This window comes from Mycetocola spongiae (assembly GCF_020424085.1).
Lineage (GTDB): Bacteria > Actinomycetota > Actinomycetes > Actinomycetales > Microbacteriaceae > Mycetocola > Mycetocola spongiae.
This window is the reverse complement of the sequence record NZ_CP080203.1, coordinates 1,295,486-1,318,004: the sequence shown is the minus strand read 5'-3', so window position 1 is coordinate 1,318,004 and position 22,519 is coordinate 1,295,486. Positions and strand designations below refer to the sequence as shown.

Sequence of the window (22,519 nt, the reverse complement as noted above, 5' to 3'; positions counted from 1 at the left end):
ACACAGTTTTTAAAGGTTGGTGTCTGGGGTCCAGAGTGATGCCCGCGTCCACTGAGTGGTTCTCGATGTACGGTCGAGAACCAAACAACAAGTCACATATTTAGGTGTGTGGTGTGTTGTTTGATTCGTGATTGATATGTCTATGTTTGTTTCGGCGGCCATAGCGAGAGGGAAACGCCCGGTTACATTCCGAACCCGGAAGCTAAGACTCTTTGCGCCGATGGTACTGCAGGGGGGACCCTGTGGGAGAGTAGGACACCGCCGGACTTATTTTGAGAAAATGGCCACCCAATGCTTGGGTGGCCATTTTCGTTTAAGATCATTTATATAAAGCTATAAACCAATATGGAGGCAACACCTATGTCAGAACCCGAATCGGATAAGAATAAGAACACCGAGCGCGGTTCCGGCAAGCCTCCGTATAGCGAATCGCGCTCGAGCTCCGAGGGCTCGCGCGATTATGGCGACCGCGCCCGCAAGGCCAAGGACGATGCCCGTTCCAAGGAACGCGCCGCACGCTTTAAGGAGCGCTCCGCGGGGGATTCCGCGGGTCGCGGCTCCTCTCCTCGTGAGGGAGGCCAGGGCTCCTATCAGGGCGGTGGCCGCGCGCCGCAGTCCGACCGCCCGCAGGGTGAACGCCGCGAGGGCGGTTACCAGGGCAACCGTGATGGTGGACGTCCCACCTCCGGTGGCTATCAGGGTAACCGCGATGGTGGTCGTCCCGCTTCCGGTGGCTATCAGGGTAACCGTGATGGTGGTTCGCGTCCGCCGTTCCGGGGCAACTCGGATCGTCCGCAGGGTGAGCGCCGTGAGGGCGGTTATCAGGGTAACCGCGAAGGCGGATATCAGGGTAACCGCGATGGTGGTCGTCCCGCTTCCGGTGGCTATCAGGGTAACCGTGATGGTGGTTCGCGTCCGCCGTTCCGCGGTAACTCGGATCGTCCGCAGGGCGAGCGCCGCGAGGGTGGATACCAGGGCAACCGTGACGGTGGCCGTCCCGCCTCCGGCGGATATCAGGGCAACCGTGATGGTGGTTCGCGTCCGCCGTTCCGCGGCAACTCCGACCGCCCGCAGGGCGAGCGCCGCGAAGGTGGATACCAGGGCAATCGTGACGGTGGCCGCCCCGCCTCCGGCGGATATCAGGGCAACCGTGATGGTGGACGTCCCGCTTCCGGTGGGTATCAGGGTAACCGTGATGGTGGTTCGCGTCCGCCGTTCCGCGGCAACTCCGACCGCCCGCAGGGCGAGCGCCGCGAAGGTGGATACCAGGGTAACCGTGACGGTGGCCGTCCCGCCTCCGGCGGATATCAGGGCAACCGCGAGGGTGGTGAGCGCCGACAGCACGCCTCGCGTGGTGGTGCCGGTCGTGAGCGTCCCGAGGCGAAGCTGTGGACCAACCGCGAGGGCGCGCCCGCACGCGGCGACCGCGATGCCCACCGCGATGTGAATAAGTGGGTTGAGGAGCTGACCGATCAGGAACGGCTCGCGATGGAGCTGCGCTCGGTGCGCACCCGCCACGAGGACCCGGAGATTCCCGAATCGGTGAAAGAATCCGACCTGGACCGCATCGCCCGCAACGAACTTAAGACCTTGACCAAGGAAAACGCCGAATGGGTCGCGCGTCATATGGTGATGGCCGCCGGCCTGATCGATGAGGACCCCGAGCTGGCTCATCAGCACGCCACCTCGGCCGCGCGCCGCGCGGGCCGCATCGGCGTGGTGCGGGAGACCCTCGCGGTCACCGCCTATGCCACGGGCGACTATAACCTCGCGCTGCGCGAACTGCGCACGTTCCGCCGGATCACCGGCTCCAATGAGCAGCTTCCGCTGATGGTGGACAGCGAGCGCGCCGTGGGACGCCCCGAGCGGGCGCTGGAACTGGGCCGCAGCGTGGATGCCTCCACGCTGTCCACGCCCTCCCGCGTGGCGCTGGCCATCGCAATGTCCGGTGCCCGCCTCGACCAGGAGCAGACCGAACTGGCCCTCGCCGAACTGCAGATCCCGGAGCTTAACCCCAATAAGGCCTTCGAGTGGAGCGGCGACCTGTTCACCGCCTATGCGGACGTCCTGGGCGACCTGGGCCGCGAGGAGGAATCCGCGCAGTGGCGTAAGCGCGCAGCGGTGGCCGATGAGGCCATCGCCGAGCGGCTTGGACTCGCCGCCGCGGAGACCATCGAAATCTTCAGCATCTACGAGGACTACAGCCTCGAGGCCGAGGAGGAGGCACAGGCCAAGGCCGCGGCCGCCGGGGAGCGCTCGCTCGCCGAGCACGAGGAGGACACCGACGCGGAGGACGGCACCGCAACCGCCCCGGAGGCTACCGCGGACGCCCCGAGCGCCGCGGAGGTGGAGACCGCGGACGTACTCGCGAGTGTCGCCGCCACCGAGCTCTCCGTGCCCGCGGAAGAACCCGCACCCGAGGAAAACGAACCGGCCGCGACCGCGGACCCGGAAAACGCGGCGGAGGAATCCGCCACTTCAACGCAGGAGGACGTTCACGATGGCGCTGTTTCCGCAGAGGAAGACTCGCATGACGAGCCCGCTGAGCGGTAGGGACGCGGTCCTCGCGGACCTCGACGGTGTGGTCTATGCCGGTCCCGGCCCGATCGAGCACGCGATCGAATCGCTGAACCTCGCGGCCGAGACCATGCGCGTGGGCTATATCACCAATAACGCCTCTCGCACCGATGTGACCGTGGCCAACCACCTGAGCGAGCTGGGCCTGACCGTGGCCCCGAGCGATGTGGTCACCAGCCCGCAGGCGGCCGTTGGCCTGCTCGGCGATTATGTGCAGCCCGGCGCGAAGATCCTGGTGATCGGCGGCGACGGACTGGTCTCCGAGCTGGAAAAGGCCGGCTATGTGGTGACCCGCTCCGCGGATGATAACCCCGCCGCGGTCCTCCAGGGATTTGCGCCGGACGTGGGCTGGATCCACCTGGCCGAGGCTGCCTATGCCCTCGCCCCGCGCGAGGACGGCGTGGAGCTGCCCTGGATTGCGACCAATACCGACTGGACCATCCCGCAGGGCCGCGGCATCGCCCCGGGCAACGGGACCCTGGTCTCGGCCGTACACACGGCCGTGGGCCGGCTCGCGACCGTGGCCGGCAAGCCCGAGGTGCCGATCTTTGTGGAGGCCAAGAAGCGCTTCGGCGTGGAGAACCCGCTTATGGTCGGCGACCGCCTGGACACCGATATCCTCGGCGCCAACCGGGCCGGGATTGCCTCGGCACTGGTGCTCACCGGTATCGACCGCCCCAAGCACGTTCTGGCGGCCGATAAGGGCTCGCAGCCCACGTATATCCTCGGCGATCTGCGCGAGCTGCACCTGCCCTATCCCGAGACCACGTTCACCCGCGACGGCCAGACCGCGAAGGTGGGTAAGGCACAGGTCTCCATCCGCGGCAACGACCTCGTGGTGGATAACGATGGCGGAGATAAATTGAATCTGCTGCGCGCCGCATGCGCCGTGGTCTGGAACTCCGGGCGCGCCGTCTGGGGCTTCGAGGTTCCCGAGGAAATCTACAGCTAGCAGTATCCCTCCCGCCCCCGGGGCCGGTCCGCATGCGGACCGACCCCGGGGGCGGCGGCGGTTAAGGGGCCGGGAAACCCGCCCCCGGTGGGCGGCGTCGGCGGCGCACGATACCCTGGGAACGTGAGCGATATTCCAGACCCCCGCGCCGCGGACGGTACCACCCCGGGCCCGGCGCCCCGCGCGCCCTTCGCGCCTTCGCCAGAACCCGACCTCACGACCGCCCTCGGGCTCATCGAGGCCGCGCCCCTGGCCGAGCGCGCCGCCGGCTATAACGCCCTGCACGAGCGGCTCGGCACCCTCCTGGACTCCTCCGACCGCGAGGAATATCCCGCGTCCCGCATCAACGATGCCACCCGCACACTTCCCACCCCAACACCCGAGGACTACCGATGACACTCCGACTCGACGCCGCCCTGGCCGAACGCGGGCTCGCCCGCTCGCGCTCCGCCGCGGCCACCCTGATCGCGGAGGCCCGCGTGCGGGTGAACGGCGCCACCACGCTTAAGCCCTCGATGAAGGTGAACGACTCCCACGTCCTCACGATCGACGGCGACTCCCACTACGTGAGCCGCGCCGCGCATAAGCTCGTGAGCGCACTTGATGGATTCCCCGTGGATCCCCAAAACCGCGTGGCACTAGATGCCGGAGCCTCCACGGGCGGGTTCACCCAGGTGCTGCGCGAGCGCGGCGCCCGCGAGGTTGTGGCCGTGGACGTGGGGCACGATCAGCTTGCCGATGTGGTGCGCCAGGACCCGGGCGTGCGCGTGATCGAGGGGCTGAACGTGCGTGACCTGCAGGGCCAGCACCTGCGCCATATGAGCGCCACCGATGAGGCACCCTCGCTGGTCGTGGGTGATCTCTCCTTCATCTCGCTGAAGCTGGTCCTGCGCCCCCTGCGCGAGGCCGCGCTGCCCGATGCCGATTTTATTCTGCTGATTAAGCCGCAGTTTGAGGTGGGCCGCACGGGCATTAAGGAGGGCATCGTGCGCAAGGCCGATCTGCGCGCCGATGCGATCAACGGCGTGCTCTGGCATGCCTGGGACCTGGGGCTGGCCACCGCGGGCCTGCTGCCCTCCCCGATTACCGGGGGTGCCGGCAACCTCGAATACCTGGTGTGGTTCCGCGCGCGGGAAATTCATGACGCGGATACCACCACGGGCAGCGGAAACCCGACAGAATGGATGGAGACGGTGGCCAGGCTCGCCGCGGAGGGGAAAACCACGGCATGAGTGACGTATCGCGCGCGATCCTGGTGGTCTCACACACCGGAAGAGAAGACTCGATTGATGCCGCCCTGCACGTGATCCGGCAGCTGCGTCTCGGCGGAGCCATCCCGGTATTGCAGCGCGAGGAACGCGATGAGATCCTCGAATACGGGGTGGACCTCGGCGACGTGGCCCTGCTCGACGAGGATGTCACCGCCGATCAGCTCGAAATTGTTATCGTGCTGGGCGGCGACGGCACCATCCTGCGCGCCGCGGAGCTCGTGCGCGGCTTCTCCGCCCCGATGCTCGGCATAAACCTCGGCCATGTGGGTTTCCTCGCCGAGAGCGAGCGCGATGACCTCGACGAGGCCGTGCGGCGCGCGATCGACGGCCACTATGAGGTGGAGGAACGCCTGACCCTCTCGGTGAGCGTGCAGCTCGCGGGCGAGGTGGTATACGAGACCTGGGCGCTCAACGAGGCCACCGTGGAAAAGGCCAGCCGCGAACGCATGCTTGAGGTTCTGCTTGAGGTAGATACCCGCCCGCTGTCCTCCTTCGGCTGCGATGGTGTGGTGGTATCCACCCCCACCGGCTCCACCGCCTATGGCTTCTCCGCGGGCGGGCCGGTCATCTGGCCCACCGTCGAGGCGATCATGGTGGTGCCGCTGAGCGCGCACGCCCTCTTTGCCCGCCCCATCGTGGTGGGCCCGTCCTCCTCGATCGCGATCGACCTGCTCGAGCGCAACGTGGGCACCGGAGTGCTGTGGTGCGATGGCCGCCGCACGCATGAGCTCGCGCGCGGATCGCGCGTGGTGGTGCGCCGCTCCTCGGTGCCCGTGCGCCTCGCGCGCCTGCACCAGGGCCCGTTCACCGATCGACTTGTCCAAAAATTCCAATTGCCGGTCACCGGCTGGAGGGGCACCGGAAAATGATCGAGAGCATCGATATCCGCGACCTCGGGGTGATTGCCCAGGCCTCGCTCCCGCTGGGCCCCGGCTTCACCGCGATCACCGGCGAGACCGGCGCGGGTAAAACCATGGTGGTCACCGCCCTGGGGCTGCTGCTGGGCGGCCGCGCCGATCCCGCCGCCGTGCGCCGCGGCGCGAGCCAGGCCACCGTGGACGGCCGCTGGCTGATCGCCAATGAGGGTCCCATCATCGAGCGGGTGCGCGATGCCGGGGGGCTCCTGGACGAACTCGACGATGGGCGTGCCGAGCTGACCCTCGGCCGTTCCGTATCCGCCGAGGGTCGCAGCCGCGCGCAGGTGGGTGGCCGCGCCGCGCCGATCGGCGTGCTCGCGGAACTCGGCGAAAAACTGGTGGTTGTCCACGGGCAATCCGATCAGATGCGGCTGCGCTCCACCACCGCCCAGCGCGAGGCCCTCGACCGCTTTGCGGGCGAAAAGCTGCGCCGCGCCCTCGCCACCTATACCGCCGCCTTTGACCTCTGGCGGGAAACCCGCGAGACCCTCGCGATGCTGGTGGATCAGCGCGATCGCCGCGAGGCCGAGGCCGAGCGCCTGCGCCTCGCCCTGGACGAAATCGAGCGCGTGGACCCGCAGCCCGGCGAGGAGGAGGAACTCACCATCCTCGCCGAGCGCCTCACCAATGTGGAAGACCTGCGCCTGGCCGCCGCGAGTGCCCGCGAGGCGCTCTCCAGCGAGGAACTCGGCAGCGAGCCCGGCGAGACCGATGTCTCGGCCCTGCTTGATCACGCGCGCCGCCAGTTGGAGCGGGCGGTGGCGTTTGACGCCTCGCTGGCCCCGATCGTGGAACAGCTCACCGGCCTCGGCTATCAGGTGGCCGAGGTGGTGGGGGATCTCTCCAGCTATCTGGCGGCGCTGGATACCGACGGCGCACACGAACTGGAGCAGATCCAGGAGCGCCGCGCCATTCTCTCCGCCCTCGTGCGTAAACACGGCCCCGGCTATGCCGAGGTTTTGGAGCTGCGCGAGGTTGGGTCCTCCCGCCTCCTGGAACTCGATTCCGATGAGGATCGCATCGCCGAGCTTGGCGCGCGCGTGGATACCGAATACGCGGCCGTGCAGGCCGCCGCGGCCAAGCTCACGGCCGTGCGCCGCGCCGCGGGGGATAAGATCTCCCGGGCCATCTCCGAGGAGCTCACGGCCCTCGCCATGGCCCAGGCCCGGGTGAGCGTGGAGCTCGGGGAACTGGATGATTTCACCGCCCACGGCCGCGATCAGGTCACGTTCCTGCTCGCGCCGCATAATGGTGCCGAGCCGCGCCCGCTTGCCAAGGGTGCCTCGGGCGGCGAGCTCTCCCGCGTGATGCTGGCACTCGAGGTGGTCATCGCGAGTAACGATCCGCTGCCCACGTTTGTTTTTGACGAGGTGGATGCCGGCGTGGGTGGTGCCGCCGCAATCGAAATTGGCCGCCGCCTGGCCAAGCTGGCCGCGAGCGCCCAGGTGATCGTGGTGACCCACCTCGCGCAGGTCGCCGCATTTGCCAATAACCATCTTGCGGTGGTTAAGGCCGATGACGGCTCCGTGACCGCCTCCAGCGTGCGTCAGCTCCGCGGGGAGGAACGCCTCGCCGAGATGGCACGCCTGCTCTCGGGCCTCGCCGACTCCGATAACGCCCTGGCCCATGCCGGGGAACTTTTACAGCTCGCCTCCTCCGAATAATGCTGATAGGATCAAAGCCCGTGGTGAACAATATGAACGCGGCCTCGCACAGAGCACAGAACCAGCAGAATAACGACACAACCAAGCACATTTTTGTGACCGGTGGTGTCGTTTCTTCATTGGGCAAGGGGCTCACAGCCGCGAGCCTCGGTAACCTTTTGACCGCACGCGGTCTCCACGTGGTCATGCAGAAGCTTGACCCCTACCTGAACGTCGATCCCGGAACGATGAACCCGTTCCAGCACGGCGAGGTCTTTGTGACCGATGACGGCGCCGAGACCGACCTCGACATCGGCCACTACGAGCGCTTCCTCGACATCAACCTGTCGCAGGCCGCCAACGTCACGACCGGCCAGATCTACTCCACCGTGATCGCCAAGGAGCGTCGCGGCGAGTACCTCGGCGATACCGTGCAGGTCATCCCGCATATCACCGATGAGATCAAGCGCCGCATGCGCCTGCAGTCCACGGAGATCCCGCGCCCCGATGTGATCATCACCGAGGTGGGCGGCACCGTGGGCGATATCGAGTCTCAGCCGTTTATCGAGGCCGCGCGTCAGCTGCGCCACGAACTCGGCCGCCGCAACGTCTTTTTTGTGCACGTCTCGCTGGTGCCGTTTATGGCCGCCTCGGGTGAGCAGAAGACCAAGCCCACCCAGCACTCCGTGGCCACGCTGCGCTCGATCGGTATCCAGCCCGATGCCCTCGTGCTGCGCTCGGATCGGCCCGTGACCGAGGCCAATAAGCGCAAGATTGCGCTGATGTGTGATGTGGAGGAGGAGGGCGTGATCAACACCGTTGACGTGCCGTCCATCTACGATATCCCCACGATGCTCAATAACCAGGGCCTCGACAGCTATATCATCGACCAGCTGGGCCTGACCGCGGGCGAGGTGGACTGGTCGGGAGAATCCGGCTGGGACTCGCTCCTGGAATCGGTACACGAGCCCAAGCACCACCTCAACATCGGCCTGGTGGGCAAGTACATCGACCTGCCCGATGCCTATCTGTCCGTGACCGAGGCGCTGCGCGCCGGTGGCTTCGCCAATCAGGCCAAGGTTCAGCTGCACTGGATCCCCTCGGATGACTGCGAAACCCCCGAGGGTGCGGCCAAGGCCCTGGAGCACCTCGACGGCATCTGTGTCCCCGGAGGCTTTGGCATCCGCGGCATCGAGGGCAAGCTGGGCGCCCTGAAATTTGCGCGCGAAAATAAGATCCCCACGCTGGGCCTGTGCCTCGGCCTGCAGACCATGGTGATCGAGTTTGCCCGGAATAAGGCGGGCCTGGCCGGTGCCAGCTCGACCGAATTTGACGAGAACACGGCGTTCCCCGTGATCGCCACGATGGCCGAGCAGGTAGACATCATCGCGGGCGGCGACCTGGGTGGCACGATGCGCCTGGGCGAATATGCGGCCACGCTGGCCGAGGGTTCGCTCGCGGCGGAGGTCTACGGTTCCACCGAGATCACCGAGCGTCACCGCCACCGCTACGAGGTAAATAACCGCTATCGCGAGCAGATCGCCGAGGCCGGCCTGGTCTTCTCCGGCACCAGCCCCGATGGCGAACTGGTGGAATTTGTGGAGCTGCCCCGCGAGGAGCACCCCTATTACATCGCCACCCAGGCCCACCCCGAGCTGCGTTCGCGCCCGAACCGCGCCCACCCGCTGTTCCGTGGCCTGATCGCCGCCGCCCTCGAGCGTCATAACGCCGCGAAGCTGTTCACCAACGGCACCGAGAGCGCCACGGCCGAATAATGAGCGAACTGCCCCGGGACGTACCCTCAACCCCGCCCGTGACCCAAAGCGAGCGGGTATTTGAGGGTGCGGTCTGGGACATTCGCCGCGATGCGATCGACTATAACGGCTCGATTATTCATCGCGAATATATGGACCATACCGGCGCCGTCGCGGTGCTGGTGCTGGATGAGCGGGAGCGTGTGCTGCTCATCCGGCAGTATCGGCATCCGGTGCGTATGCTCGACTGGGAGATCCCGGCCGGGCTGCTGGATATCGCGGGCGAGGACCCCGTGGTGGGCGCGCGCCGCGAGCTCGCCGAGGAGGCCGATCTTGAGGCCAGCACCTGGCATCTGCTGAGCGAGATTTTTACGAGCCCCGGCGGCAGCAGCGAGGCCATCCGCATCTATCTGGCGCGGGGGCTGCGCGAGCTTCCCGCATTCGCCCGCGAGGACGAGGAGGCCGATATCGAAAAAATGTGGATCGACCTCGACGATGCCGTGACCGCGGTGCTGGAGCGCCGCATTCGTAACGGTGTGCTGGTGGCCGGTGTGCTCGCGGCCGATGCCGCGCGCCGCGCCGGCTGGGCCACGCTCGGCGATCCGCGGGAGCCGTGGACCACGCACCCCGGATACCACGCCGGGTCCTAGCCTGCCGTGAGCAGCGAGGGGATGGCCGCCGGGAGCGAGCGGCATCGCGCGGCCGAGGGCATGGCCCGCCAGCTGGACCGCTATCTGCGCCATCTAGCGATTGAGCGCGGGCTGTCCACTAATACCCTCGCGGCCTATAAACGTGATCTGAACCGCTATCTGGACTGGCTGGTGGAGCATGACGTGCGCGAGGTGACCGAGGTGGCCACCGGCATGATCACGGAATTTGGCCGCGATGCCGCCGCCACCCGGGAGAGGCCACTTTCGGCGGCCAGCTCGGCGCGCCTGCTGTCCTCGGTGCGCGGCTGGCATCGGTTCCTCCTGGAGGAGGGCGGGGTCGAGCGCGATGTGGCCCGCGAGATCCGGCCGCCCAAGCTGCCCTCGCGGCTACCCAAGGCGCTGCGCATCGACCAGGTTGAGGCGCTCCTGGAGGCCTGTTCCGGGGATGACCCGCAATCGCTGCGCGACCGGGCACTCCTGGAACTGCTTTATGCCACCGGTGCCCGCGTGAGCGAGGCCGTGGACCTGAACGTGGATGACGTGGTGGACGGCGATATCGTGCGCCTGCTGGGTAAGGGAAACCGGGAGCGTATTGTGCCCGTGGGCTCCTATGCCCGGCGCGCGCTGGATGCCTATCTGGTGCGCGCACGGCCGCTGTTTTCTGGACGGGGGGCGGCCACACCCGCCCTGTTTTTGGGTGCGCGCGGCGCGCGGGTATCCCGGCAGAACGCGTGGTTGATCATTCGCCGCGCGGCCGAGCGGGCGGGCCTCGGCGAGGAGGTCTCGCCGCATACCCTGCGGCACTCCTTCGCTACCCATCTGATGCAGGGTGGGGCCGATGTGCGTGTGGTGCAGGAGCTGCTGGGCCACTCCTCGGTGGCCACCACCCAGATTTATACGCGGGTCACGGCGGAATCGCTGCGGGAGATCTATAGCGAGGCGCATCCGCGCGCACGCTGAGCCTCGGCGCGCTTATGCTTCCTCCGGCGCGGGGCCGGGAAGGGTGGCGGCCCACTCGGCGAGCGCCCGCGTGCCCGGGCCCGGGACCTCCGGGGGGATCCGACCGATCCGGTTCGGGACGCGGATGATCTGGGGCAGCGCCGCCTCCGCGGAGAGCCGCGGATTCGCGGCGGGGGAGGGCTTCCCCGGGCGGCCTTCCGCGGCGGGCGCGGGATCGGCCTCGGGACCGAGGGGCGCAAACCTCGGGAGGGTCAATCCTTTTGGCAGGGGCCGCCCGCTCCTTGCGAGAAAAGAATCGGCGGAACACGGAACAGAGTGCGCCAGCGCGTAGCCTTTGCGCAGGTGCAGGCGTACCGTGGGAGGGGAGAGACAATGTTCGTTCCTCAGAATGGAGACAGCAGATGATGAAGGCCGTTCAATACGTCACGGTAGGCCAGGCGCCCGAGGTACGCGAGATCGAGAAGCCCGAGCCCGGCCCCGGCCAGGTGCGGCTTAGGGTCACCGCCGCGGGACTGTGCCACTCGGACTGGTTTGTGATGGGACTCCCCGCCGAACACGTCACCTTCCCCCTGCCGCTCACCCTCGGCCACGAGGTTGCGGGCATCGTGGATAAACTCGGCGATGGCGTGAGCGAATTTGCCGTGGGCGATGACGTGGCCGTTTACGGCCCCTGGGGCTGTGGCGCGTGTAGCGAGTGTGCCCGGGGCCGCGAAAACTATTGCCCGAATGCCGGACGCCTCGGCATCCACCCGCCCGGACTCGGCTCGCCCGGCGGAATGGCCGAATATGTCATCATCGATAACCCCCGCCACCTTGTCCCGCTGCTGGGCCTGGACCCCGTGGAGTTTGTCTCGCTGACCGATGCCGGGCTGACCCCGTATCACGCGGTGAAAAACGTGATCGATAAGCTCCCCGCGGGTTCCACCGCCGTGGTGATTGGTACCGGCGGGCTGGGCCACGTGGCCATTCAGCTGCTGCGCGCCCTGACCTCCGCGACCGTGATCGCGCTGGATGTGGCCGAGGATAAGCTTGAGCACGCCCGCACCGTGGGTGCCCAGCAGGCCCTGCTCTCGAACTCCGAGGCCCCGGCCAAGATCCGCGAACTCACCAACGGTATCGGCGCCGATGTGGTCTTCGATTTTGTGGGTGCCAAGCCCACCCTGGAGATTGCCCGCGCCTCCGTGCGCGTGGACGGCGCAATCGAGGCCGTGGGTATCGGTGGTGGCACCCTGCCCACCGGTTTTGGTTCCACGCCCTATGGCGTGAGCGTGCGTGCACCCTATTGGGGCAGCCGCAGCGAGCTGATGGAGGTGCTGGCGCTGGCCCGCTCCGGCCAGGTCAGCGTGAGCGTGGAGCGATTTGATATCGCCGATGCGCCCGAGGCCTATGCGCGCCTGCACGATGGAAAGATCACCGGCCGCGCCGTCGTCGTTCCGTAATATCACCACCTCGATGCCCGGATGATTCCCACCTGCGTGTGACATCATCCGGGCATCGTGCACCCCGAGGAGAAGGCAGCATCGTGACCCAAGACACCCCCACCACCCTGACCCCGCCCCAGTTCAATCGGGCCCGCTCGCTGCTGGATGCCTTCGAGCGCGTGATCCGCGAACACGGCCTGGACCCCCGTCTGGGAGCCGCGCCCACCGTGCTGCCCGAACTCTGTGTGGAACTGGTCACGCTGCCCCGCGTGGACGTGCGCACGGGTGGGGACGGCATCGGCTCCTGAACACGGGCCCGGTTTTTTCGCGGTGATTCCCCGCGGAGGGTATTGCCGGGACATCGGGGCGACCCGGTGCCAAAGAGAGTAGCCGTTACCGGGAGGGTATGCCCCGAGTGCAACCTCCCGGGCCTCGCCGAGGGGCGGGCTCACCCCCGCGATGGTGCAGTAACGGACAGTATTCTGCCGCAGGCTTCGGCGCCGCGAAGCGGATTATTAGCCTGGGCAGATGACGACCGAATTTTCCGCCGAGGACGCCGCCGCCGCAGGATACGAGGACCCCAACCGGTTAGGGCCCCGGGCGGAGGCCGCCGGTGGGTCGCCACAACCGGGGAACCCGTTGCCTCGGACTGTGCCGGCCCCGGCACACCCCGGTGCGTGGCATCCGCAGGGGGGATCCCCGGGTCACCCCGACCGGGCCGCGGCCCCGCAGACGGGCGTTCCGCGGCCGTTAACCGCGCCGTTTAGTGCGGGGCAGCCGGGCAGCGGAGGCCCGGGGATGATGCCCGCTCCGTGGGCCCCGGGGTATCCGGGGCAGCCCGCACCCGGGCAACCCTATGCTGGGCAGCCTGTTGCCGGGCAGCCGAGCGCATCGCAGCACTACCCGGGGCAACCCGTTCCGGGGCAGCCCCAGCACGAGCGTCCCTCTCTTGGGCAGCCTTCTCCGGGGCAGCCGGCCGGGACGCTCCCTCCCGGCGGGCAGCCGGGTATGGCGCAGCCCTATCCCGGGCAACCCATTGCGGGTCAGCCGGGCCAGCCGGGCGGGATGGTTCTTCCCGGGGCGCAGCCGAGCGCATCGCAGCACTATCCGGGCCAGTCGGGCGGGATGGTTTCTCCCGGGGCGCAACCGGGAATGTCTCAGCCCTACCCGGGGCAGTCGGGTGGGATGGTTTCTCCCGGGATGCAACCGGGAATGTCTCAGCCCTACCCGGGGCAGTCGGGTGGGATGGTTTCTCCCGGGATGCAACCGGGAATGTCTCAGCCCTACCCGGGGCAGCCGGGCGGGGCGGTCCCGCCCGGTCTGCACGCGAGTGCCCCGCAACCGTATTGGGGCGGGCCGGGAAGCGGCGGCCCGGCGATGATGCCAGCCCCCGCGGCCCCCGCCTATCCGGGTCAGCCCGTTCCGGGTCAGCCCGTTCCGGGTCAGCCCGTTCCGGGTCAGCCCGTTCCGGGTCAGCCCGTTCCGGGTCAGCCCGTTCCGGGTCAGCCCGTTCCGGGTCAGCCCGCTCCGGGGTACCCCCATAATTCCCCTCCGCCCGCGGCCCCTCCCCACCCGGGGGCGCACGCGGGTGGACCGATGATTCCGGGCTATCCGCTGGCCGCACAACCGGCCGCGGGGCCATATTCTGGGGGCCAGTACCCGTTCCCTCCCGGCGGGACCGGCGCAACCGGACACTATCCGTCGCCGGCGACCCCCGCCCGCCGCCCCGGTGAGCCCTTCACCTGGGTAAAACCACTCCGAAACCGGGAGCGTCGGGGATTTTGGCCGTATACGCTCGCGGAATCCGGCTATATGTTTGCGGGAGCCGCGGCCTCGGGCGCGTTATTCTCCCTGCAATTCCTCAATATTTTTGGGCTTATTGTGGCGGTGTGCTCGGTGATCCTCGCGATCATCTCGCTGTCCCGGCGGGGGCTTAACGCCCTCTTTTTGAGCTTTGCACTTTTTGGCCTAGTGATCGGAATCGTCTCGATCGTCCTCAAATTTATCTGGATCGGGTAGCGGCCGCGCGGCCCCGCGGGCACGTGCGCGGACCCGAAACCTGGCCGCCCCTTTTGCGCCGCGGCGCCGATGCCCGGGGCGAACCGTGACAGGATCGGCCCCATGAGCACCCCATATCCCCACGGGACTCCCGAAGACCAGCACCGCTGCGGCTGCGAGTCCGCCGCCGGGCATCCCGCGCACCCGGCCCCCGGCCACCCCGCCGCGCCCGCGGGAGGCTATCCGCCCGCGGCACCCGCACCGGCCGCGCCCACCGCCGGTGCCGGCAATACGCTCGCCGTGACCGGCCTGGTGCTGGGTGGTATTGCGCTTTTGCTTCCCGCCGCGCCGCAGGTTTTACCCTCGATTATTCCGTCCATCGCCCCCGCAGCCGTGGGCCTGGCGCTGTCGATCACCGGCCTCACCCGGGCGCGGGTTCTGCGCCGGGGGCGCGCGGTCGCGATCTGGGGAATTGTCCTCAGCTCCGTGGCGCTCTATCTGGTCTTTTAGCCGCTCCCGCGCGACGGAGCCCACCCGCGTGCCCTCTGGGCGATTGGTGATGCCGCCGCTAGAATCAAGGTGGCAAGCGCAGGAATTCGGCCGGACGTGAGGACACGCAGGTGGCAAAAGCAGGACAGGGCACACCGCTCGACGGAATGGACTTCGGACCCACCGGACGCCCGCTGACCGAGTTTCCCGAGCCCGCGCCGCTGGCCCAACACGGCCCCGCGCGCATCATCTCCCTGTGCAACCAGAAGGGTGGCGTGGGCAAAACCACCACCACCATCAGCATGGGTGCCGCACTGGCCGGTTACGGCCGCCGGGTGCTCGCCGTGGACTTTGACCCGCAGGGCGCGCTCTCCGCGGGCCTCGGCGTGAACTCGCACGATACCCCCACGATTTACGACCTGCTGCTGAACTCCAAGGCCGATCCGCACGAGGCCATCGTGGCCACCAAGGTGCCCGGCCTGGACCTGATCCCCGCCAATATTGATCTCTCCGCCGCGGAGGTACACCTCGTTAACGAGGTGGCCCGCGAACAGATCCTGGCCAGCGTGCTGCGCAAGGTCAGCCAGGATTATGACGTGATCCTCGTGGACTGCCAGCCCTCGCTGGGCCTGCTCACCGTAAACGCGCTCACCGCGAGCCACGGCGTCCTGATCCCGCTGGAATGCGAGTTTTTTGCCCTGCGCGGCGTGGCCCTGCTGATCGAAACCATCGAGAAGGTGCGCGACCGGCTGAACCCCGCCATCGTGCTGGATGGCATCCTCGCCACGATGTACGACTCGCGCACGCTGCACTCGCGCGAGGTCCTGGAGCGCGTGGTGGATGCCTTTGGTGATTCCGTGCTGGAGACCGTGATCGGTCGCACCGTGAAGTTCCCCGATGCCAGCGTGGCCGGGGTGCCGATCACCGAGTTCGCCCCGGAACACCAGGCCGCCAAGGCCTACCGTCAGCTGGCCCGCGAGCTGGTGGCGCGTGGTGCCGTCGCCTAATCTGGCACCCGCCGCCGAGACACACTCCGCGGCCACCCCGGTATTCCGGGTGGCCCTGGATAATTTTGACGGCCCGTTTGACCTGCTGCTCACGCTGATCGGTAAGCGCGAGCTGGATATCACCGAGATCGCCCTGTCGGCGGTGACCGATGAGTTCCTGGAATACCTGCGCGGCGTGGACTCCGAGCAGGAGATGGATCGCGCCTCCGAGTTCATCGTGGTCGCGGCCACCCTGCTGGACCTGAAGATCGCCGGGCTCCTGCCCCAGGGGGAGCTCGTGGATGCCGAGGACGTGGCGCTCCTGGAGGCGCGGGATCTGCTCTTTGCCCGCCTCCTCCAATACCGGGCGTTTAAAGAGGCCTCGGCCTGGTTTCTCGCCCGGCTGGAGGCCGAGACCACGCGGCATCCGCGCACGGTGCGCCTCGAGGAAAAATTCCGGGAGCGCACGCCCGAACTGGCCTGGACGCTGGGCCCGGAGGATTTTGCGGCGCTTGCGCTCCTGGCGCTGACCCCCGCGGAGATCCCCACGGTGGGCCTGGACCACCTGCATGCGCCGCTCGTGAGCCTCCGCGAGCAGGCCGCGTATGTGGTGACGCTGCTGCGCGAGGGGGAGCCGCTGAGCTTTCGCCGCCTCGTATCCGGCGCCACCCAAAAGGGCGTGATCATCGCGCGCTTCCTCGCGCTGCTGGAACTCTACCGTCACGCGGCCGTGAGCTTTGAACAGCAAGAACCGCTCGGGGAACTCATCGTCACCTGGGTGGCCGAGGACTGGAACTCCGAGAAACTGGCACACCTGGGGGCCGATTATGACAACTAATACCGAGTTTGAGGGCGAACAGCCGGCGTTTGTGCGTGCGCTCGCCGAGCGCGAGGACGGCTTCGTGAGCGATCTCGCGGCGGCCTTCCCCGAACGCGTGGATACCTCCGCGCCCGGCGGCGAACCCGCGCTTGCCCCGCATGCCGCCGCGGAGTTTCCCCTGGAGCGCGCGCTCGAATCCATCCTGATCATCGCCGATGAACCGCTCTCGCTGATCGAGCTGGCCACCGCCGTGGGCGCCCCCGTGAGCGAGGTGCGCCGGGCCGTGCTGGCGCTGGTCTCCGATTTTGACGGGCACCTCGCGGGCCCGCGGCGCGGCTTTGAGCTGCGCGAGGTGGGCGGCGGCTGGCGCATCTATGTGCGCACCGATTATGACGAGGTAGTGGCCGATTATGTGCACACCCAAAACCCCGCCAAACTCTCCCAGGCGGCGCTGGAAACCCTCGCCGTGATCGCCTATAAACAGCCCATCACCCGGGGAGCAATCGCGTCGATCCGTGCCGTCAACGTAGACTCGGTGGTGCGCACCCTCGCCGGGAGGGGCCTCATCACCGAGGTCTTCACCGATAGCGAGACCGGCGCCATCAACTACGGCACCACCGATCTGCTCCTCACCCAGCTGGGAATCAACTCCCTCGAGGAGCTCCCCCCGATCTCACCCCTGTTGGCCGATGGCTCGGAAGAGTTTGATACCCACCTGCGGTAACCCCCGATCTCCCTCCACAACAAAAGGAAATAACGCGGATGTCCGCTCATAAATTTGACGCCAATGACCAGCCCGAGGGCGTGCGCCTGCAAAAGGTGCTCGCGCAGAAGGGCGTGGCCTCGCGCCGCGTCTGCGAGGACATGATCGTGGCCGGCCGCATCGAGGTTAACGGCGAGGTCGTGACCGAGCTGGGCCGCCGCATCGATCCCGAAAACGATCTGGTGGCGGTGGACGGCCAGGCCGTGCAGCTCGACGAAACCAAGCGCTATGTGATGCTGAATAAGCCCGTGGGCATCGTCAGCTCCCTCGCCGATGAGCGCGGCCGCCCCGATCTGCGCCGCTATACCAATGATTTTGAGGAGCGCCTGTTTAACGTGGGCCGCCTCGATCAGGAGACCTCGGGCCTGCTGATCCTCACCAATGACGGCGATCTGGCGCATATTCTGGCGCATCCCTCGTTTGGCGTGACCAAAACCTATATTGCGCGCGTGGAGGGCGGCGTGACCCCGCAGACCATCGCCCGGCTCACCCGCGGCTTTGACCTCGAGGACGGCCCGATCCGCGCCGATAAGGCCCGCCTGCTCGGCAATAACGGCGATACCTCGATGGTGGAGATCTCGCTGCACTCCGGTAAAAACCGCATCGTGCGGCGGATGCTGGATTTTGTGGGCCACCCCGTGATCGACCTGGTGCGGCGCTCCTTCGGCCCGCTCAACCTCGGCACACTCGCCCAGGGTCAGTATCGCGACCTCTCCACCGCCGAGCTGGGCCGCGTGCTCACCATCTCCCGCGCCGCCGCCGATGCGGCCGGGAAAACCCCGGACGCCCCGGTTCCCGGGGAATAGGTTTGTGCGGCCCCGCCGCAGTGAGATAAACAGGACGTTATGAAGAACGAGAAAACCGCGGCCACCCGCACCCGCGGACCCGTGCGGATCGTGGGTGCCGGGCTGCTCGGTGCCAGCCTCGGGCTTGCGCTGCGCGGCAAGGGGGTTGAGGTCATCCTCGATGATGCCTCCCCGAGCAACCTGCGCCTGGCCGTGGACTATGGCGCCGGCCGCCTGCCCGCGCCCGGGGATAACCCGAGCATCGTGGTGGTCTGCGTGCCGCCCGATGTCACGGCCGATGCGATCCAGGCGGCGCTCGCCGCCTATCCCGGGGCCGTGGTGACCGATGTGGCAAGCGTGAAGCTGGAGCCCTATCTCACGCTGCGCGAACGCGGCGTGGACCTGACCCGCTATATCGGCTCGCATCCAATGGCCGGGCGCGAGCGCGGCGGGGCGATCTCGGCCCGCGCCGACCTGTTTTTTGGGCGTCCCTGGGTGATCTGCCGCGATGGCGAGACCCCGCGCGAGGACCTCGCCCTGATCGAGGACCTGGCGCTGGACGTGGGGGCCGTGCTCTCCGAGATGACCCCCGAGGAACACGATGCCTCGGTGGGCCTGGTCTCGCACCTGCCGCAGCTGGTATCCAGCATCCTCGCGGCGCAGCTCGTGGACGCCCCCGAGGAGGCCGTGCAGCTCGCCGGGCAGGGCCTGCGCGATACCACGCGCCTGGCCTCCAGCTCGCCCGAGCTCTGGCTGCAGATCCTCGCCTCCAATGCCACACCCGTGGTGCAGTCCCTGGAACGGATGATCGCGAGCCTGGGCTCCGTGGCCGAGGCGCTGCGCGATCCCGATGCCGCGGGCGCCCGCCGCGCCGTGGCCGATGTGATGGCCGCGGGCAATTCCGGCGTGGCCCGGCTGCCCGGTAAACACGGCCAGTCCCAGCGTTTTTCGTCCATCGTGGTCATGGTGGACGATACCCCCGGCCAACTCGGCCGCCTGCTCACCGAGCTTGGTGAGATTAATGTCAACATGGAAGACCTGCGCCTGGAGCACTCCCCGGGCGCGCAGATCGGCCTCGCCGAGATCGCGGTCCTTCCCGAGGTTAAGCAGCGCACCATCGAGGATCTCGAGGCGCGCGGCTGGAGAATCGCGAGCGTATAAATGTCATCCGTATTTGTAGTAGCCATCGACGGCCCCGCCGGCAGCGGCAAATCCTCCGTATCCAAGGCCGCGGCCCGCGGCCTCGGCTTCGCCTATCTGGACACCGGCGCTGCCTATCGCGCGCTGGCCTGGTATGTGGCCGATGCCGGCCTGGACGGTGAGGACTCCGCGGCGGTGATCGCGGCCCTGCCCGGTTTTGACTATGCCATCGGCACCGATCCCGATGAGTATTTTGTGCGCGTGGGGGAGAGCGATGTGACCGCGGCTATCCGCGATCCGCGCATCTCCGGGGGCGTCAGCGCAATCGCCCGGGTCCCCGAGGTGCGGGCATTCATTAATAAACTTTTCCGCTCCATTATTGCCGCCAGCCCAAAGCCGGGTATTGTAGTGGAGGGCCGCGATATCACAACCGTGGTGGCTCCGGACGCTCCCGTTCGGATTCTGCTCACCGCCTCGGAAGAGGTGCGTGCCGCCCGTCGCAGCGCCGAGCTTAGCGGTGACGCGGCAAAATCCGCGGCCGAGGCGCTGCACCGCCGGGATCGTGCCGATTCCGCCGTGGTTGATTTCCTCACCGCCGCCGAGGGCGTTTCTACCCTCGACACCACCCACCTCGATTTCCCGGCCACCGTTGCCGCCGTGATCAAGCTGGTGGAGTCCTCCCCGGAGTTCTCCCGCTAGGCAGCACCATCCGGGCTCGCAACACCTGAGCCCTTCACCCAAAAATGAACAGACCCGCAGGCGTCCACAGGCGTCGGCGGCACGGCCGCCCCGGCGGTCAACATCGAACTCGCAACACCTGAGTTCTCATCAGAAAGAGATACACCGCAGATGTCAGCTGACAACTACGAAGATTTGCCCGCATCCGACGATTTTGTCGAGCGCCTGGAAAATCTCGACGAAGACCTCGTCCTTCAGCGCGCGAGTGCCCTGCGCACCGGCCTGGAAGACTACGACCTGGACGAGGACGATTTTGACGTCCTCGCCGGCGTTACCGAAGACCCCAATGCGATCCGCTACCTCCCGGCCCTGCCGGTTGTGGCGATCGTGGGTCGCCCCAACGTGGGCAAATCCGCCCTCGTGAACCGTATCCTCGGCCGCCGCGAGGCCGTGGTTGAGGACACCCCCGGTGTGACCCGCGACCGCGTGACCTATAAGGCCGAGTGGAATGAGCGTCGCTTCTCCCTCGTGGACACCGGCGGCTGGGAGGCCGATGCCCGCGGTATCGACGCCTCCGTGGCCGCGCAGGCCGAGATCGCGATCGAGCTCTCCGACCTCGTGATGTTTGTGGTGGACTCCAATGTGGGCCCCACCAGCACCGATGAGCAGGTCGTGAAGATGCTCCGGAAGATGAATAAGCCCGTTTTCCTCGTGGCCAATAAGGTGGACGATGTTCGCCAGGAGCCGGGTGCCGCCGTGCTCTGGTCGCTGGGCCTCGGCGAGCCCTGGCCCGTGTCCGCCCTGCACGGGCGCGGCGTGGCCGATCTGCTCGACGCGATCATGGCCAAGCTGCCCGAGATCTCCGCCGTGGCCAAGGAGGAGGTGGGAGGCCCGCGCCGCGTGGCCCTCCTCGGACGCCCCAACGTGGGCAAGTCCAGCCTCCTGAATAAGGCCGCCGGTGAGGAGCGCGTGGTGGTCAACGACCTCGCCGGAACCACCCGCGACCCCGTGGATGAGCAGATTACGCTGGCCGGTAAGGTGTGGCGCTTTGTGGATACCGCCGGTATTCGCCGCCGCGTACACCTCGCCCAGGGAGCCGATTTTTATGCCTCGCTGCGCACCAGCGCCGCGCTGGAAAAGGCCGAGGTGGCCGTGGTCCTGATCGATGTCTCGCAGCCGATCTCGGAGCAGGACGTGCGCATCATCGACCTGGTTCTGGAATCCGGCCGCGCCCTGGTCCTCGCCTTTAATAAGTGGGACCTGCTGGATGATGACCGCCGCCGCTATCTGGAGCGCGAGATCGAGCAGGACCTGGCACACGTGTCCTGGGCCCCGCGCGTGAATATCTCCGCCCATACCGGTCGTCACCTGGAGAAGCTGGTTCCCGCGCTGGAAAAGGCGCTGGACTCCTGGGATACCCGCGTTCCCACCGGAAAGTTCAACGCGTTCCTGTCCGAGCTGGTCGCGGAGCACCCGCACCCGCTGCGTGGTGGCAAGCAGCCGCGCATCCTGTTTGGTACCCAGGCCACGAGCCGTCCGCCCACATTTGTGCTCTTCACCACGGGCTTCCTGGACCCCGGCTATCGCCGGTTTATCCAGCGCCGCCTGCGCGAGGTATACGGCTTCGAGGGTTCGCCCATCGTGCTGAATATGCGCGTGCGTGAGAAGCGCGACCGCTCCAAGAAGTAGCGCCCCCGCGGCCGTCCGGTATTTTATGCCGGGCGGCCGTTTTGCGTTTTTGGCAAAGGAAGTTGCCAGGCGGCCCGGCACGGTGTGAACTGGGGGCATGGACCCCACCCCGGAAACCGCCGCCGCCCTCGCGCGCGTGGCCCAGCGCCTGCGTGAACTGCGGATGAAACGCGATCTGACCCTCGTGGAGCTCGCCTCCGTGACCGGCATCTCGGTGAGCACCCTCTCCCGGCTGGAATCCGGGCAGCGTAAACCCAATCTGGAGCTGCTGCTCCCGCTCTCGGCGGCCCTCGGCGTGAGCCTGGACCGCATCGTGGAGGCCCCGCGCTTCGCCGATCCCCGGGTGAGCGTCCCCGCCCAGCGCGTACACGGCCGGCTGATCCAGCCGCTCACCCGGGCCGAGGGCGCTCTCCAGGCCTTTAAGATCAGCATCCCCGCGACCCAGTCCCGCCCCGATCCGCGCGTGCACGAGGGCTTCGAATGGATCTACGTGCTCTCGGGCACGCTGCGCCTCCAGGTGGACGGCCGGGATATCGAGCTGGGGGCGGGGGAGGTGGCGGAGTTTGATACCCGATTGCCACACTGGTTTGGGAGTACCGGTAGTGCTCCGGTGGAGATTCTGAGCCTATTTGGAAAACAGGGCGAGCGCATGCACGTTCGTGCCCTCGACGAGGCGGAATAGCCCGTCACCCGCGAGATTTTCCGGATGTGGGGCGTAAAAGGGTCGATGCGTTGGCGGGTAGGATGCGCCAATATTATGTTGCCTCCGCGGCAAAATCCGCTCGCGTGGCGCGGACTGACGCGGGTCGCGTGATGCGCGGGTGTGTGGCCCGCGCCCGGCGCTGAGTTGGGCCCCTAAAGTCCCCTGAAAGGGGGTGTAAGCCGGGCTACAATGAGCCTGTTATGAAAACGACCGACGGATTTTTTGGCCTTCCCGCCGAATCCCGATCAGTTTCGCGATGGACTCCGAATGTAATTCTCGGCGTTACGGGGGCGGCCACGCCCACCGTAATTTTCCCGCGCGTG

Annotated in this window: 22 protein-coding genes and 1 rRNA gene; 22 read left to right on the top strand and 1 reads right to left on the bottom strand. The window is 67.4% G+C overall.

Going from position 1 to position 22,519, the window contains the following annotated elements:
* The first annotated feature begins 150 nt into the window (after positions 1–150).
* From rrf to xerD, 10 genes are all read left to right on the top strand, one after another.
* Positions 151–267 (top strand): 5S ribosomal RNA (gene rrf / locus KXZ72_RS06080).
* Positions 268–360: 93 nt separating this feature from the next.
* Positions 361–2,553: a hypothetical protein gene (locus KXZ72_RS06075; RefSeq protein ID WP_226082980.1), complete on the top strand. Its 2,193-nt coding sequence runs from the start codon at positions 361–363 to the stop codon at positions 2,551–2,553.
* The gene (locus KXZ72_RS06070; RefSeq protein ID WP_226082979.1) at positions 2,501–3,529 is read left to right on the top strand and encodes an HAD-IIA family hydrolase; all 1,029 of its coding nucleotides are present in this window, start codon (positions 2,501–2,503) and stop codon (positions 3,527–3,529) included. The genes KXZ72_RS06075 and KXZ72_RS06070 overlap by 53 nt, the downstream gene beginning before the upstream one ends.
* Before the next feature lie 123 nt (positions 3,530–3,652).
* Entirely contained in the window at positions 3,653–3,925 is a 273-nt protein-coding gene (locus tag KXZ72_RS06065; protein WP_226082978.1) for a hypothetical protein, read from the top strand.
* A complete protein-coding gene (locus tag KXZ72_RS06060; protein WP_226082977.1) occupies positions 3,922–4,761 on the top strand; it encodes a TlyA family RNA methyltransferase in 840 nt (279 codons plus the stop codon). The genes KXZ72_RS06065 and KXZ72_RS06060 overlap by 4 nt, the downstream gene beginning before the upstream one ends.
* A complete protein-coding gene (locus KXZ72_RS06055; protein WP_226082975.1) occupies positions 4,758–5,669 on the top strand; it encodes an NAD kinase in 912 nt (303 codons plus the stop codon). Before KXZ72_RS06060 ends, KXZ72_RS06055 begins: the two co-directional genes overlap by 4 nt.
* The gene (gene recN / locus KXZ72_RS06050; protein WP_226082973.1) at positions 5,666–7,381 is read left to right on the top strand and encodes a DNA repair protein RecN; all 1,716 of its coding nucleotides are present in this window, start codon (positions 5,666–5,668) and stop codon (positions 7,379–7,381) included. The genes KXZ72_RS06055 and recN overlap by 4 nt, the downstream gene beginning before the upstream one ends.
* 32 nt (positions 7,382–7,413) lie before the next feature.
* Positions 7,414–9,135 carry a CTP synthase gene (locus KXZ72_RS06045; protein WP_226083456.1) on the top strand — a complete coding sequence of 574 codons (1,722 nt, stop codon included), beginning with the start codon at positions 7,414–7,416 and terminating at the stop codon, positions 9,133–9,135.
* Entirely contained in the window at positions 9,135–9,764 is a 630-nt protein-coding gene (locus KXZ72_RS06040) for an NUDIX domain-containing protein (protein ID WP_226082971.1), read from the top strand. Before KXZ72_RS06045 ends, KXZ72_RS06040 begins: the two co-directional genes overlap by 1 nt.
* 21 nt (positions 9,765–9,785) lie before the next feature.
* Entirely contained in the window at positions 9,786–10,724 is a 939-nt protein-coding gene (gene xerD, locus KXZ72_RS06035; protein WP_404823682.1) for a site-specific tyrosine recombinase XerD, read from the top strand.
* A gap of 12 nt (positions 10,725–10,736) precedes the next feature.
* Here xerD and KXZ72_RS06030 read toward each other — a convergent pair whose 3' ends face one another.
* Complete coding sequence (locus tag KXZ72_RS06030; RefSeq protein WP_226082970.1) at positions 10,737–10,979, bottom strand: hypothetical protein; 243 nt, start codon at positions 10,977–10,979, stop codon at positions 10,737–10,739.
* Positions 10,980–11,128: 149 nt separating this feature from the next.
* On the opposite strand from KXZ72_RS06030, the gene KXZ72_RS06025 reads away from it, so the two are divergent.
* From KXZ72_RS06025 to KXZ72_RS05960, 12 genes are all read left to right on the top strand, one after another.
* A complete protein-coding gene (locus KXZ72_RS06025; protein WP_226083452.1) occupies positions 11,129–12,163 on the top strand; it encodes an NAD(P)-dependent alcohol dehydrogenase in 1,035 nt (344 codons plus the stop codon).
* Positions 12,164–12,246: 83 nt separating this feature from the next.
* Positions 12,247–12,453: a hypothetical protein gene (locus tag KXZ72_RS06020; RefSeq protein ID WP_226082968.1), complete on the top strand. Its 207-nt coding sequence runs from the start codon at positions 12,247–12,249 to the stop codon at positions 12,451–12,453.
* A gap of 1,504 nt (positions 12,454–13,957) precedes the next feature.
* Entirely contained in the window at positions 13,958–14,164 is a 207-nt protein-coding gene (locus tag KXZ72_RS06005) for a hypothetical protein (RefSeq protein ID WP_226083558.1), read from the top strand.
* Between the two features lie 102 nt (positions 14,165–14,266).
* Entirely contained in the window at positions 14,267–14,653 is a 387-nt protein-coding gene (locus KXZ72_RS06000) for a hypothetical protein (protein WP_226082967.1), read from the top strand.
* A 146-nt stretch (positions 14,654–14,799) separates the two neighbouring features.
* Positions 14,800–15,639 (top strand): ParA family protein, encoded by an 840-nt coding sequence (locus KXZ72_RS05995; RefSeq protein ID WP_226083449.1) that lies wholly within the window; start codon positions 14,800–14,802, stop codon positions 15,637–15,639.
* A complete protein-coding gene (locus KXZ72_RS05990) occupies positions 15,623–16,456 on the top strand; it encodes a segregation and condensation protein A (RefSeq protein ID WP_404823670.1) in 834 nt (277 codons plus the stop codon). Before KXZ72_RS05995 ends, KXZ72_RS05990 begins: the two co-directional genes overlap by 17 nt.
* Positions 16,446–17,162, top strand: a complete 717-nt coding sequence (gene scpB / locus KXZ72_RS05985) for an SMC-Scp complex subunit ScpB (protein WP_226082963.1) — start codon at positions 16,446–16,448, stop codon at positions 17,160–17,162. Before KXZ72_RS05990 ends, scpB begins: the two co-directional genes overlap by 11 nt.
* A gap of 38 nt (positions 17,163–17,200) precedes the next feature.
* A complete protein-coding gene (locus KXZ72_RS05980) occupies positions 17,201–18,007 on the top strand; it encodes a pseudouridine synthase (RefSeq protein WP_226082961.1) in 807 nt (268 codons plus the stop codon).
* A 39-nt stretch (positions 18,008–18,046) separates the two neighbouring features.
* A complete protein-coding gene (locus tag KXZ72_RS05975; protein WP_226082959.1) occupies positions 18,047–19,147 on the top strand; it encodes a prephenate dehydrogenase in 1,101 nt (366 codons plus the stop codon).
* A complete protein-coding gene (gene cmk / locus KXZ72_RS05970) occupies positions 19,148–19,825 on the top strand; it encodes a (d)CMP kinase (RefSeq protein ID WP_226082957.1) in 678 nt (225 codons plus the stop codon).
* 150 nt (positions 19,826–19,975) lie between these two features.
* Positions 19,976–21,493, top strand: a complete 1,518-nt coding sequence (der, locus tag KXZ72_RS05965) for a ribosome biogenesis GTPase Der (protein WP_226082954.1) — start codon at positions 19,976–19,978, stop codon at positions 21,491–21,493.
* Positions 21,494–21,590: 97 nt separating this feature from the next.
* Positions 21,591–22,175, top strand: coding sequence for a helix-turn-helix domain-containing protein (locus KXZ72_RS05960; RefSeq protein WP_226082952.1), 585 nt, complete (start codon positions 21,591–21,593; stop codon positions 22,173–22,175).
* Positions 22,176–22,519 lie beyond the last annotated feature (344 nt).